This window comes from Arthrobacter sp. PvP103 (assembly GCF_017833075.1).
In the GTDB taxonomy this organism is placed as follows: domain Bacteria; phylum Actinomycetota; class Actinomycetes; order Actinomycetales; family Micrococcaceae; genus Arthrobacter.
Genome location: NZ_JAFIBQ010000001.1, coordinates 4,235,100 through 4,247,767, shown reverse-complemented (window position 1 = coordinate 4,247,767; position 12,668 = coordinate 4,235,100). Strand labels below are relative to the sequence as shown.

Here is a 12,668-nt window from a genome sequence, read left to right as displayed (position 1 = left end):
CTGATTCAGTCTTGTTCGTGCTGGTAGGGCCCTTGGCCGGCGGCCGGCAATGCCGTCACCGGTTCGCCGTCCCGGGTGCCCAGGACGAGCCGGTGATCCATCCGGTCTTTCTTGGTCTGCAGGTACCGGATGTTCTGTTCGCGTGAAGGAACCTCAGTGGGAACCATCTCGACGACGGTGACGCCGGCATCCGCCAGCCGGTTCTGCTTGTCCGGGTTGTTGCTCAGCAGGCGCACTTCGTGCAGTCCCAGCTCGGCCAGGATCTGCGCAGCGGCGTTATAGCAGCGCGCATCGACGGGAAGGCCCAGCTGTTCGTTGGCTTCGACCGTATCGAAGCCGGCTTCCTGAAGGGCGTAGGCCTTGATCTTGTTGGCCAGGCCGATGCCGCGGCCTTCCTGCCCGCGAAGGTACAGCAGCGTGCCGCCTTCCTCGTTGATCTTCTCGAGGGCGTAGGCCAACTGCTCTCCGCAATCGCAGCGGTAGGAGCCGAAGACGTCCCCGGTAAGGCACTCCGAATGGAGCCGCACCAACGGTGCTTTGCCATCCACAGGCGGAATGGGTGAACTCACGGCGAGGTGCTCGGCACCTGTCACCAGGTCAGTCCAGGCCTGGGCCACGAAGTCCCCGAATTCACTGGGCAGCTGGACAACAGGTCCGCCGCTGACCGGGTGCGGCCGGCGTCCGGCCTTCACGTCTTTTCGTGCCTCTGAAGCCGTCATCGCATCTCCTCATTCCCCGCCGGGACCGGCGCCTGTCCGTCGGGCCGCCCTGCATCCAGGTACGCCACCAGATCCTCTATCGAGATCAGCGGGCAACCATGCTGTGCAGCGAAGCCGCGAAGTCCGTCCAGACGCATCATTTCTCCGTTGTCGTACACCACCTCGGCGATCACGCCCACCGGCTCCAGCCCGGCAAGCCGGCACAGGTCCACGGCCGCTTCGGTGTGGCCCGGGCGTTCACGCACTCCACCGTTAACGGCCCGGAGCGGGAAAACATGCCCTGGACGGGTGATCGATCCGGGGCGGCTCGCGGGATCTGCCAGGACCCGGGCGGTGAGTGCCCGGTCTGTTGCCGAAATGCCCGTGCTGACGCCAACGGCCGCATCGCAGGAAACCGTGTAGGCGGTGCCCTTGGAGTCTTCATTGACCTCGACCATGGGCGGCAACAGCAGGGCATCCGCCCGGGCTCCGTCGAGCGGTACGCAGATTACCCCGGAGCTGTAGCGGACTGTCCAGCCCATCAGTTCGGGCGTGGCGTGCTGGGCGGCGAAAATGATGTCGCCTTCGTTTTCACGGTCCTCGTTGTCCACCACAAGGACGGGGAGGCCCGCAGCCATGGCCCGGACGGCGTCTTCGATCGGGTCCAGCACCCTGCCCGTCGTCACTGCCACAGGGATGTCGAGTCCACCGCTAAATTCATGATGGCTCAGTTCATCGGTGTGCAGTTTGGGTGTGTTCTTGAGCTGGCTCACTTGGAGTCCCCCGTTCCGGCTGTGACGTTGGCGGTGCCGGCACCGCTGGTGGAGCCGCCGGCGAAGGCGAGCAGGCGTTCGGTGTACTTGGCCAGCACATCAACTTCGAGGTTGACCCTGCTGCCGAGGCTCTTCGCGCCCAGGCCGGTTTCAGCCAGGGTGGTGGGAATGAGGCCCACTTCGAACCACTGCGCCGGTTCCGACGCGTCGCTGACTGCCGTCACGGTGAGGGAGACGCCGTCGACGGCGATCGAGCCCTTTTCAGCGATGTAGCGGGCAAGCCGCACGGGCACTCCGAACCGCAGGCGGTCCCAGTTGCCGAGTGCCTCGCGCTCGAGGAGTTCCCCGACGCCGTCCACGTGCCCCTGGACAACATGTCCGTCCAGGCGTCCGCCTGCAGGAACGCAGCGCTCCAGGTTCACGGTGTCGCCCGCATCGAGCTCTCCGATGGTGCTCCGGACCAGCGTCTCGCCCATGACGTCCACGCTGAAGTCCTTGCCGTCAATCGCGGTGGCGGTCAGGCATACTCCGTTGACGGCGATCGAGCCGCCCAGGGCCAGCCCTTCGGTGCTGCCGGGCGCATGAAGGCGCACCGTGGCGCTGACGTCGCCGTTGCGTTCAACGGACAGGACCCTGCCCTGTTCGGCAATTATTCCGGTAAACATCAGTTGCCTCCTGTGGCGGTGCCCGCGCCGGTGCGGTGCGGTAAGGATTCGGGTGAGCTGGTCAAGGATAGAAAGGATTCGGGCGCGGCCGGTGCTGCCGGCAGATCTGCTTCGGCCGGGTCCGTGGACGCGGCCGTTCTTGCTGCCGGTTCGACGCTCCCTGGAAAGAGGTGGAGCCTAAGGTCCCGGCCCAGGCTCTGCACGGCTCCCCCGGATGCCTGATCCCAGTCCCAGGCCTGGGCGTCGGCGAGGGTCGTGATGCCGAGGTCGCCAAGGGCGGCAGTCCCGGATCCGAGCAGGGTGGGCGCCAGATAGACGATCAGTTCGTCCACGAGGCCGGCGGCGAGGAAGGCGCTCAGGATGCTGGATCCGCCTTCCACCATGACGTGGCGGACACCGGCGGAGAAAAGCCTCTCCAGTGCCTCGTGCGGGTCCCGGGTGGGCAGGTGCAGGACGCGGCCGTCGTCGCCGTGGATAGCGGCGTCGTCGGGAATTCCCCGGAGCCCCATGACTGCGCGCAACGGCTGGTTCCCGGCCGGCTTGCCGGACGCGTCCCGGGCCGTGAGCCGGGGGTTGTCCACGAGAAGCGTTTGCGTACCCACCAGGATGGCATCCACCCGGCTGCGGAGCCCATGGTTGTCCGCGAGGGACTCCGGGCTGGAGATCCATTGGCTGGTACCGTCCGCTGCCGCGATGCGGCTGTCCAGGGTCTGGGCGATGTGGAGTGTTACGAAGGGGCGCTGGCCGAGGACGGCTTCAAACCAGCGACGGTTAAGCTCGAACGCGGCGCGGGCGGACAGGCCGGAACGTACGCTGACTCCGGCGGCCCGCAGCGTTGCGGCTCCGCCGGCGGCGGGGTCATGGGGGTCGTCTACTGCGTACACCACCGAAGCAATGCCGGCGTCGATGATCGCCTGGGCACAGGGGCCGGTCCGTCCGCAGTGGTTGCACGGCTCGAGGGTGACCACCATGGTTGACCCGGTCAGGTCCAGGCCCTGCCTGCCCGCCTGGGCAATGGCGTCAGCCTCGGCATGCGCCGTCCCGGCGCCGCGGTGATAGCCGGTCACCAGTTGCCGGCCATCAGGGCCGATGACGACGGCGCCAACCAGCGGGTTTGCCCCGCGCGGCCCCAGGAGCGCAGCGTCGAGGGCTGCATCCATGGCATCGGTCTCGGCAGCACTGAACCGGTCGGCAGTCTGCGGCGCTGTTGTCTTCGGCGTCAAAGCGTTCGTCGTTCCTTCCCTCGAGAACCGCGTGGGCTCCGGGGGTATACGACAGCGCAATACCGCACCGCCCGAAGGGCAGTGCAGTAACAGCTGTACGTGCTTCTCTCATCCAGACTTTAACTGTCGGTACCGGAATTTCACCGGTTCAACCGTCCGCCGGAACAGTTCCTGGAGAGGATCTGTGCCGGCTCGCGGGTCGCGGACTGTCACCGCCGGTTCGGACTTACACCGACCCCGGAGCACGTAGTGTGTGTTGTTATTCTGTCACAACTGAGTCACTGGTCCGTGTATTCCCGTCAGACTCCGTCATGATTCCGAAACAGAGCGTGCCACGGCCGGAACCGCGCGTGAGCCGGCTGCCCGGAGGCGGTCAATCGCTGCAGCCGGGTCCTCCGCACCGTACACCGCCGAGCCTGCCACGAAGACGTTGGCTCCTGCCTCGGCCGCCCGGACAATGGTCTCCTCGGTGATGCCGCCGTCCACCTGCAGCGCCACCCCGGTGCCGGAACCGTCGATCGCCGCCCGGGCACGCCTGATCTTCGGGAGGGTCAGGTCCAGGAACGACTGGCCGCCGAAGCCTGGTTCCACGGTCATGATCAGCAGGAGGTCCAGTTCCGACAGCATGTCCAGGTAGGGTTCCACCGGCGTACCGGGACGCAGCGCCATTCCGGCCTTGGCGCCGCGTGCGCGAAGCTCCCGTGCCAGTTTGATGGGCGCGATCGACGCTTCAACGTGGAACGTGACGGAGGCGAGTCCGGCGTCGGCGAAGGCTGGCGCCCAGCGGTCCGCGTCGGCGATCATCAGGTGTGCATCCAGCGGCACCGGGCTGACGGCCTGGATGCGCTGGACCACGGGCAGTCCGATGGTCAGGTTCGGCACAAAGTGGTTGTCCATGACGTCAACGTGGACGGCATCGGCGTTGCTGATTCTGTGCAGCTCCGCCTCCAGGTTGACGAAGTCGGCGGAGAGAATGCTGGGGTTGATGCAGCACTGAGCCATGTCGGCTCCTTTCACTCGAGCGGAGGGATCAGGATTCGCGAAGGTGTCAGGATTTCTTGTGGATGAGGGCCAGGAACATGGCGTCAGTCCGGTGCACATGCGGCCACAGCTGGGCCGTCATTTCGTGGCCGGCCTCAAGATGCCCGGGCAGGCTGACTTTGTCCAAGGCGGCGCCGGCATCGAGCAGTTCCAGGTCGTCGCGTTTGCGCAGCGCGTCGGTCACGACGGCGGTGGTTTCGGCGGGGTGCGGCGAGCACGTCACGTAGGCCACCACGCCGCCGGGCCTGACGGCATCCAAGGCTGACTTAAGCAGTTCGCGCTGGAGCGGGCCCAGGTCCGCGAGGTCCTTGGGTGTGCGCCGCCACCGCGACTCCGGCCTGCGCCGCAAGGCGCCAAGTCCGCTGCAGGGTACGTCGACGAGAACGCGGTCGAAAGTCCCCGCCATTTCAGTTCCGACGTCGCGGCCGTCCCCGGTCCGGACATGCCAGACCTCGTGAGGGACCGCGGCCAGCGCCTGCCGGACCAGCTTGGCACGGTGCGGGGCGGGTTCGTTGGCCAGCAGGGTTGCGCCCTGCTGCCGGGCGAGGGCACCCAGCAGGGCGGCCTTGCCGCCCGGTCCGGCGCAGAGGTCCAGCCATTTTTCGCCGCCCTTGGCGCCGGACTGTCCGTCCGCACTCTCCGGACCCGGGGCATGCAGATCCCCGGAATTCAGGTCCACGGCAGCCATGGCGCGGGCAACCAGCTGCGAGCCCACGTCCTGCACCCTGGTGCTGCCTTCACGCACCGACGCCAGCCGGCCGAGGTCCCCGCCGCTGGAGAGCGCCGAGCCTTCCACGAGTTCACCGGCCGTGGCCCCGCCCTCCAGGGCTTCGTCCAGGCTCCCCAGTCCGGGCAGCGCAACAAGGTTCACTACCGGCGCAGCGTTGTCAGCTTCAAGGAGTTCGTTGATTTCGGTGACCGGGCGTCCGTGCGCCACCAGCGACTGCCGCAGGGCGCGGACAATCCACTCCGGGTGGGCGTAGCGGATGGAGGCCACCCGGGTTTCGTCCTGCTCGTCGCTGAGCAGCAGCTCCAGCCACTCGTCCAGCGTGTGGGCCGAGACCTTGCGCAGGACGGCGTTGATCAAGGCTGATGGGCCGGCGCCGATGACCGCACGGGCCAGTCCAACGGTCTGGTCCAGGGCGGCGTGGGCGGGCACTCGCATGGCCAGCAGCTGGTGGGCGCCGATCCGCAGGGCATCCAGGATGGCAGGATCCAGTTGGTCCAGCGGCCGGTCGACGCAGCGGGCCAGGACGGCGTCATAGGTTCCCTGCCCGCGCAGCGCCCCGTAGCTCAGTTCGGTAGCGAACCCGGCGTCCCGCTTGTCCAGGCCATGGTGGCGGATCCGGGCCGGCAGGACGAGGTTTGCGTAGGCGTCTTCCGATGCGACGGCACGCAGGACTTCAAAAGCCACCAGGCGGGCGGGGTCGGCACGCCGCGTACGCTGCGAAGGGGCGTTCTCGCTGAAATTCCGCTTCGGCCCGCGGTTGCGCTCCCGGCCCTGGGCGTCGCGCTGGCTGCCTTGGCGGCGACCGGAGGAAGACCCGCCGGACTGCCCGCCGCCGCTTGCTCCCCCCTGACGGGGACCCCTGCCGCGGCCGCTGCCGCCCGTTCCGGACTCGCTCATTCGAATACCACGCCTTCCAGTGCCACTTGTCCGCGCGCCCAGTCGGCGGCGGCCATCATCTTCTTGCCCGAGGGCTGTATCCGCGTCAGTTCAACGGGATGGGAACCCGTACCCACCAAAACGCTCTTTCCGTCGAGCAGCACCTGGCCCGGCTGCAGTGCCGGCGCATCGGTCCGGAGCGCAACAGGTTCGAGTTTGACCCGCTGTCCGTCCAACGTTGTCCAGGCGCCGGGTTCAGGCGTGACGCCGCGCGCCCTGCGCCCGATGGCGAGGGCGGGCGCGTGCCAGTCGATCCGGCCGTCGTCGATGCCGAGTTTGGGAGCCAGGGACACGTCCCCCGACTGCGGAAGGGCTACGGCCCGTCCCGCCTCTATGGCGGAAAGCGTCTGGGCGAGCAGCGCCGCACCGCTGTGCGACAACCGTTCCAGGAGTTCACCGGAGGTGTCATCGGGCCGGACCGACTCGGTGAGGGTCCCGAAAACCGGGCCGGTGTCCAACCCTTCTTCGAGGAGGAACGTCACGGCGCCGGTGATGTCGTCGCCGGCCATCACGGCACGCTGCACCGGGGCAGCCCCCCGCCAGGCGGGCAGCAGGGAAAAGTGCAGGTTGATCCAGCCGTGCCGCGGAACGTCCAGCGCTGCGCGCGGGATGAGGCCTCCGTAGGCCACGATGGCGGCTGCGTCCGGCGCTGCGGCGGCTATCCTGGCAGTCACTTCAGCGTCCACCTTCGCGGCGTGGATCACCTCAATGCCGAGTTCGGCGGCGCGCGCCGCAACGGGCGACGGCGTGAGCACGCGCTTGCGTCCGATCGGTGCGTCCGGCCGGGTCAGGACGGCAACGACGTCGAAGCCGGCCTGCACTAGAGCGTCCAGGGACGGTACCGCGACAGCCGGCGTACCGGCGAACAGCACCCTCACTCGGCGGCGCCGAAGCTGCCGCCGCCGAAGCTGCCGCCCCCGAAACTGGAACCGACAGTCTTCGCCCGCTTCGACGTCGTCCGTTCGGTAATCGCGTCGTAGTTGGCATTGCGGATGGAACGCAGGGCAGCCTTGCGGTCTTCGCCTTCGAGCCTGTCCGTGAAGAGGATGCCGTCGAGGTGGTCTGTTTCGTGCTGGAAGCAACGGGCCAGCATGCCCTCGCCGTCCACGGTGACGGGATGTCCATGGAGGTCGACCCCGGTGACCCGGGTAGCGCGGCGGCGCCGGACGGGGAAGCCAAGGCCGGGGATGGACAGGCAGCCTTCCACTTCGTCCGGCTGGAAGTCCTCGCTGTTTTCCAGCACCGGGTTGATGATGTGGCCTTCCACCCCGCCGATGCGGTAGGTGAAAACCCTCTTGCTGACGCCAACCTGCGGGGCGGCCAGGCCCGCGCCGTCCACGTCCTCCATGGTCTCGGTCATGTCGGCAACGAGTTTTGCGAGCTCCGGCCCGAATTCCGTCACGGGGTCGGCCACTGTGCGCAGCACAGGGTCGCCGATGATGCGGATATTCAAAATGGCCATGTGCAATCTGTCCTTCGGTAAAACGGCGGTACGGGATCCAGTCCAGTTTAGTTGGCCGGCTACCTGCCGGGCACAGCCTGCAGTGCGGGCGGTGCCACGGGCAACGATGGCGGCGCCACCGGAAGGAGGGCGGTCCCGGCGCTGGAGGTGTCCGCCGACATCTCCCAGACCCGCCGCAGGGCGCAGAACTTCCACCAGTGGTGCTTAAGCACCTCCGGGTTGGCACGCATCGGCCGGACTTCCGTCTGCCCGATTGCCACCGCCAGCAGGATGGGGGAATCGCCGTGCTGCCAGGGCTCCCACTCCCCCGCGACAGGATCAACGAGGCTTTCCTCCGCCTTCATTCCGGCCACCAGCTGCATGACCACTTTGTCGTCCAGCGGCTTGACAGTTCCGTCCCGGGTGGTGCCTTTGGTCTTGTAGTCGATGATGCAGGTCCGGCCGTTGATCCTTGCCACGAGGTCAAGGGTGCCGGCATAGCCCACGGTCTTGTTCCAGACGGTCACTTCCGGGGCAACGGGCTCCACGCCAAAGAGTTCCCACCACTCATCAAAGCGCGCCGCGAACGCTTCCTCGCCGTTTGCTGCCAGTGCCTCCCGCATTTCCTTCATCTGGTGGGGCCGGCCGAGCGCCCGAAGCGCAACCTGTTCGCAGTAGTTGTGCACGCGGTCTCCGCGCTTGGCGGCGTCGTCTCGGTAGGTTTCGGCGGCCTTCGAGGCACGGCTGACTGCCTGGCGGACCTTGGCCGGACTTCCCAGGATCCCGGGAAGCAGCGGATCGCTGGCAAGGCTGTTCGCCCCCATGTACCCGAACCACCCGTCGAGGCCGTGCGGCTGCTGGCCGATGACGGTGGTTATGGACGGAACGGAAAACGACTCGGAGGTTGAGCGTGCATACATCCGGCCATATTCCGTGGCGTGGGCAAGGAGTGGATCAGTCATGCAAACACTCTTTCATGAAGGGCCGACAGGATTGCAGGGCGCAGGAACCGTGACCGGAAAGCGAAATGGCCCGTCCCGCTGAGTCAGCGGAACGGGCCATTCATGGGTGGGCGATACTGGGTTCGAACCAGTGACCTCTTCGGTGTGAACGAAGCGCGCTACCACTGCGCCAATCGCCCCAATGCCATTGAATGCTAGCCCACCCGGGCGGCATTTGGAAATCGAAGCCTTCGACGCCGCGCCGGCACCGAATCGCGTCGCTGGTGCACCTGCCCGGCGGCGGCCTCCGGCGCTTCCGAGAGCGGCACCCTCCGCATGGCCGGGGGCGTGAATTACACGCCTGTAATTAGCAAAATCCCCTAGATTTCAACGAAGCAGGGCCATCCGTGGCAGATGGCGACCTCCCGATTTGTAAGTTCCCAGAACCTCCTATAGAGTTCTTACTCGTTGGAACGCGAGGAAATGCCGAATGCGGCACGGAAATGCTGACAATATGCGGACGTAGCTCAGCTGGTAGAGCACCACCTTGCCAAGGTGGATGTCGCGAGTTCGAATCTCGTCGTCCGCTCGCAGGACACTGTCATGGCAAAGGTTTTTCGGAACCTGGCTTACACGGTGGGTTGGCCGAGAGGCGAGGCAGCGGCCTGCAAAGCCGTATACACGGGTTCGAATCCCGTACCCACCTCGGTGAAAACCTTGGTATCCGGTGTATTCCGGAGAACAATTTGGGCGATTGGCGCAGCGGTAGCGCGCTTCCCTGACACGGAAGAGGTCACTGGTTCGATCCCAGTATCGCCCACCAGAGCAAGGTAACTTGCTTGTCGAAGTACCACCGGCCCGGCTGGCGTGTACTGAATGCGGACGTAGCTCAGCTGGTAGAGCACCACCTTGCCAAGGTGGATGTCGCGAGTTCGAATCTCGTCGTCCGCTCTCTTTTCTACAATTCCACTCCGGATCCTTCCGGTTGCGGGCGATTGGCGCAGCGGTAGCGCGCTTCCCTGACACGGAAGAGGTCACTGGTTCGATCCCAGTATCGCCCACCACGAAGCAGCTCTCCGGAGCTGCTTTTTTGTTGCCCGGATCCGGCCGACATCGGCGAAATAGGGCCCCTGGACCCTAGACAAGTCGCGGCGCGCGCCCTTGGCACGTTCAGGGACTCCGGATAGGATCGGAAGCGGAGGAGCGATCTGGCTCCGCGACAGAAGGGAGGTGCCCGTGGGTATTCTTGACGATCTAAAGGGCAAGGCTCAGCGACTGGTTGGTGGCAATGAACAGGCCATCAAGGACGGCATCGGCAAAGCCGGTGATTTCATCGACTCAAAGACCGGCGGAAAGTACGCCGACAAGATCGATACCGTCCAGAAAGGCGCAGCCGGCCTCGTGGACAAGGTCGACCCGAAGCCGCACCCGGCTCCGGTCGAAGAACCTCCCGTCGCCGGAGAGCCCCCTGTAGCCGGGGAACCCCGGCCGTAGGGCCTCTAACCCAGGAACGTCAGCGAGGTGCCGGTCCCGCCGTGAGGCGGCGCCGGCACCTTTGGCGTTTAAAGGCTAGGACGGTTCGTGGTTCTGGCCTTCGCGTGCCAGCGCCGTGAGTCGGGACACCGCGCGGTAGTACTTCTTGGTGTAGCCTCCGGTCATCATCTCTTCGGTGAAAAGCTGATCGAACGGGACCCCGCTGGCCAGGATGGGCACGTCCTTGTCATACAGCCGGTCCGCCAGCACCACGAAGCGGAGGGCGACAGCCTGTTCCGTGATGGTTTCCACATCACGCCACACAACGCCCTCGATGCCGGCCAGGAGTTGCCGGTACCGGCTGGGGTGGACGCCGGCGAGGTGGTTGATAAGGGTCTTGAAATCATCCCGCGCCACGGTCTTGCCATGGAATTCGGCCTGCATGTGGTGCGTCAGGTCTTCGTTCTTCAACGGCGCCGGCGCCGCCGGGAGTCCGCGGTGGCGGAAGTCCTCGCCGTCGATCCTGACGACGTCGAACTGATCTGCCAGAACCTGGATCTCACGCTGGAAGTCGACGGCAGCGAACCTCCCGTCCCCAAGGGAACCGGGCAGGGTGTTGGACGTGGCGGCGAGCTTGACCCCGGCGTCGGCCAGTTCCCGCATGAGCCGTGACATCAGGACTGTGTCGCCCGGATCGTCGAGTTCGAATTCGTCGATGCACACGAGCTTGTAATTGCTCAGCGCTTCAACAGTCTTACGGAACGAGAGTGCGCCAACCAGATTGGTGTATTCAACGAAGGTGCCAAAAGCCTTCGGCCCGGGTGACGCATGCCAGAGCGACGCCAGCAGGTGCGTCTTGCCCACGCCGAAGCCACCGTCCAGGTAGATGCCGGCGCGGGAGGTGTCCTTCTTTGCAAACAGTTTTTTGAAAAGTCCGGAGTTTCCATTGGCGCCGACGCCGGTTGCGAAGGATTCCAGGGCCGTCACCGCAGCGGCCTGGCTCGGCTGCGAAAGATCGGGCCGGTAGCTGGCAAAGGAAACCTCTCCGAACCGCGGGGAGGGATAGAAACCCTTGAGGAGTTCATCCACGGAAACCGACGGTGTCCGCGCGGAGAGCTGTTCGATCTGTACCAAGGTGGTCCGTTCTGCTGGTCTCGTGTCCCCAGAAAGGATACCGGCAATGCAGCACCGGCCTCATAACGCGGCGAGCCCACGTGACCAAGGCCATATTTCCCTCTGTGAACGCAGTGGCCCATTAGCGGCGGGGCGTGGTTAGTGTTGGAACTGGCCCGGCCGCAGCGACGCCTCCCGGCAGCGGGCCCCATGACCATTTCAGTGAAAGGCCATCCACATGTCCTACCCAGTTGAAGAGAACGAAAAGTTCGCAGCGTACGCGCACCCGGAGCGCCTCGTGTCCACCGAGTGGCTGGCGGCAGCGCTCGACGGCGGCGCCCTGGCCGACGGCAAGCTCGTGGTGGTGGAGTCTGATGAAGACGTCCTGCTCTACGAAACCGGCCACATCCCGGGGGCCGTCAAGATCGACTGGCACACCGACCTGAACGACGAGGTCACCCGCGACTACGTCGACGGCAAGGCGTTTGCCGCACTGGCCTCGGCCAAGGGCATTTCCCGGGACAGCACCGTGGTGATCTACGGCGACAAGTCCAACTGGTGGGCTGCCTACGCACTGTGGGTCTTCACGCTCTTCGGCCACGAGGACGTCAGGCTCCTCGACGGCGGCCGCGACAAGTGGATCGCCGAGGGCCGTGCACTCACCACGGATGCCACTGTCCCCGCACCGGCCGAATACCCTGAGGTCGAGCGCAATGACGCCCCCATCCGCGCCTTCAAGGAGGATGTGCTGGCCCACTTCGGCAAGCCGCTGATCGACGTCCGCTCCACCGAGGAATACACCGGCCAGCGCACCCACATGCCGGCCTACCCGGAGGAAGGCGCCCTGCGCGGCGGCCACATCCCCACCGCGGCCTCCATCCCCTGGGCACGCGCGGCGGCCGAGGACGGCACGTACCGCAACCGCGCTGAACTCGAGGCACTCTACCTCGGCGAGGCAGGACTCACGGAGGGCGACGACGTGGTGGCGTACTGCCGCATCGGCGAGCGCTCCAGCCACACGTGGTTCGCCCTGAAATACCTGCTGGGCTTCGACACCGTCCGCAACTACGACGGTTCCTGGACCGAGTGGGGCAACGCTGTCCGGGTGCCCATCGCCAGGGGAACCGAGCGCGGAACGGTACCGGCGTAAACTGGGCTTGATGAATACCCACGCCCTTCCCGCCACCCTTGCGGAAATAGTTGACGACTTCCAGGCCCTGACCGAACCCGAGCGGCTGCAACTGCTGCTGGAGTTCTCGCAAGGGCTTCCCGAATTGCCGGACCGGTTGAAGGACCATCCGGAACTGCTGGAACAGGTAGTGGAGTGCCAGTCGCCGCTGTTCCTGACCATTGAGACGGAAAAGAACGACGCCGGTTCGCCGGACAGCGTGCGGCTGTACTTCAAGGCGCCGCCAGAGGCACCCACGACCCGTGGGTTTGCAGGTGTCCTGCACGAGGGGCTCGACGGCCTCACGGCACCGGAGATCCTCGCAGTTCCGGACGACATGCCGGAGCTCCTGGGGCTCACCCGTGCCATCACTCCCCTGCGCATGCGGGGAATGACGGCCATGCTGGGACGCATCAAGCGCAAGGTCGCTGCGACAGCCGCTCCGACGGCCTAGGCCCAGGCACGG

At 66.0% G+C, this 12,668-nt stretch carries 13 protein-coding genes, 6 tRNA genes and 1 riboswitch; of the genes, 8 read left to right on the top strand and 11 right to left on the bottom strand.

The window, feature by feature from the left end; genetic code table 11:
• Positions 1-5: 5 nt before the first annotated feature.
• From ribA to JOE41_RS19355, 10 genes are all read right to left on the bottom strand, one after another.
• Entirely contained in the window at positions 6-719 is a 714-nt protein-coding gene (ribA, locus tag JOE41_RS19400) for a GTP cyclohydrolase II (protein ID WP_011691537.1), read from the bottom strand.
• Positions 716-1,396, bottom strand: a complete 681-nt coding sequence (ribB, locus tag JOE41_RS19395; RefSeq protein WP_083812747.1) for a 3,4-dihydroxy-2-butanone-4-phosphate synthase — start codon at positions 1,394-1,396, stop codon at positions 716-718. Before ribB ends, ribA begins: the two co-directional genes overlap by 4 nt.
• A gap of 71 nt (positions 1,397-1,467) precedes the next feature.
• Complete coding sequence (locus JOE41_RS19390; protein ID WP_209753269.1) at positions 1,468-2,136, bottom strand: riboflavin synthase; 669 nt, start codon at positions 2,134-2,136, stop codon at positions 1,468-1,470.
• A complete protein-coding gene (ribD, locus tag JOE41_RS19385; protein WP_052309769.1) occupies positions 2,136-3,296 on the bottom strand; it encodes a bifunctional diaminohydroxyphosphoribosylaminopyrimidine deaminase/5-amino-6-(5-phosphoribosylamino)uracil reductase RibD in 1,161 nt (386 codons plus the stop codon). The genes JOE41_RS19390 and ribD overlap by 1 nt, the downstream gene beginning before the upstream one ends.
• Before the next feature lie 158 nt (positions 3,297-3,454).
• Positions 3,455-3,609, bottom strand: a riboswitch (FMN riboswitch).
• Positions 3,610-3,668: 59 nt separating this feature from the next.
• Positions 3,669-4,361, bottom strand: coding sequence for a ribulose-phosphate 3-epimerase (gene rpe, locus JOE41_RS19380; protein WP_011691533.1), 693 nt, complete (start codon positions 4,359-4,361; stop codon positions 3,669-3,671).
• A gap of 46 nt (positions 4,362-4,407) precedes the next feature.
• Entirely contained in the window at positions 4,408-6,027 is a 1,620-nt protein-coding gene (locus tag JOE41_RS19375) for an RsmB/NOP family class I SAM-dependent RNA methyltransferase (protein ID WP_011691532.1), read from the bottom strand.
• Positions 6,024-6,944, bottom strand: a complete 921-nt coding sequence (gene fmt, locus JOE41_RS19370; protein ID WP_209753268.1) for a methionyl-tRNA formyltransferase — start codon at positions 6,942-6,944, stop codon at positions 6,024-6,026. Before fmt ends, JOE41_RS19375 begins: the two co-directional genes overlap by 4 nt.
• On the bottom strand, positions 6,941-7,528 hold the full coding sequence (def, locus tag JOE41_RS19365; protein ID WP_043429660.1) for a peptide deformylase: 588 nt from the start codon (positions 7,526-7,528) through the stop codon (positions 6,941-6,943). Before def ends, fmt begins: the two co-directional genes overlap by 4 nt.
• Before the next feature lie 59 nt (positions 7,529-7,587).
• Positions 7,588-8,469 carry a PD-(D/E)XK nuclease family protein gene (locus JOE41_RS19360; protein WP_209753267.1) on the bottom strand — a complete coding sequence of 294 codons (882 nt, stop codon included), beginning with the start codon at positions 8,467-8,469 and terminating at the stop codon, positions 7,588-7,590.
• A 107-nt stretch (positions 8,470-8,576) separates the two neighbouring features.
• Positions 8,577-8,648 (bottom strand) — tRNA-Val (locus tag JOE41_RS19355).
• A 316-nt stretch (positions 8,649-8,964) separates the two neighbouring features.
• Here JOE41_RS19355 and JOE41_RS19350 point away from each other — a divergent pair.
• The 6 genes from JOE41_RS19350 to JOE41_RS19325 all read left to right on the top strand — a co-directional run bounded on the left by JOE41_RS19350 (position 8,965) and on the right by JOE41_RS19325 (position 9,942).
• Positions 8,965-9,037, top strand: a tRNA-Gly gene (locus tag JOE41_RS19350).
• 46 nt (positions 9,038-9,083) lie between these two features.
• A tRNA-Cys gene (locus tag JOE41_RS19345) sits at positions 9,084-9,154 on the top strand.
• 42 nt (positions 9,155-9,196) lie between these two features.
• Positions 9,197-9,271, top strand: a tRNA-Val gene (locus JOE41_RS19340).
• A 55-nt stretch (positions 9,272-9,326) separates the two neighbouring features.
• Positions 9,327-9,399, top strand: a tRNA-Gly gene (locus JOE41_RS19335).
• 38 nt (positions 9,400-9,437) lie between these two features.
• Positions 9,438-9,512, top strand: a tRNA-Val gene (locus JOE41_RS19330).
• 172 nt (positions 9,513-9,684) lie between these two features.
• Complete coding sequence (locus JOE41_RS19325; RefSeq protein ID WP_011691528.1) at positions 9,685-9,942, top strand: antitoxin; 258 nt, start codon at positions 9,685-9,687, stop codon at positions 9,940-9,942.
• Between the two features lie 75 nt (positions 9,943-10,017).
• Here JOE41_RS19325 and zapE read toward each other — a convergent pair whose 3' ends face one another.
• Positions 10,018-11,055 (bottom strand): cell division protein ZapE, encoded by a 1,038-nt coding sequence (gene zapE, locus JOE41_RS19320; protein ID WP_011691527.1) that lies wholly within the window; start codon positions 11,053-11,055, stop codon positions 10,018-10,020.
• Between the two features lie 217 nt (positions 11,056-11,272).
• Here zapE and JOE41_RS19315 point away from each other — a divergent pair, with 217 nt between their 5' ends.
• Positions 11,273-12,184, top strand: coding sequence for a sulfurtransferase (locus JOE41_RS19315; RefSeq protein WP_209753266.1), 912 nt, complete (start codon positions 11,273-11,275; stop codon positions 12,182-12,184).
• 10 nt (positions 12,185-12,194) lie between these two features.
• Positions 12,195-12,656, top strand: a complete 462-nt coding sequence (locus tag JOE41_RS19310) for a SufE family protein (protein ID WP_011691525.1) — start codon at positions 12,195-12,197, stop codon at positions 12,654-12,656.
• The last annotated feature ends 12 nt before the right edge of the window (positions 12,657-12,668 follow it).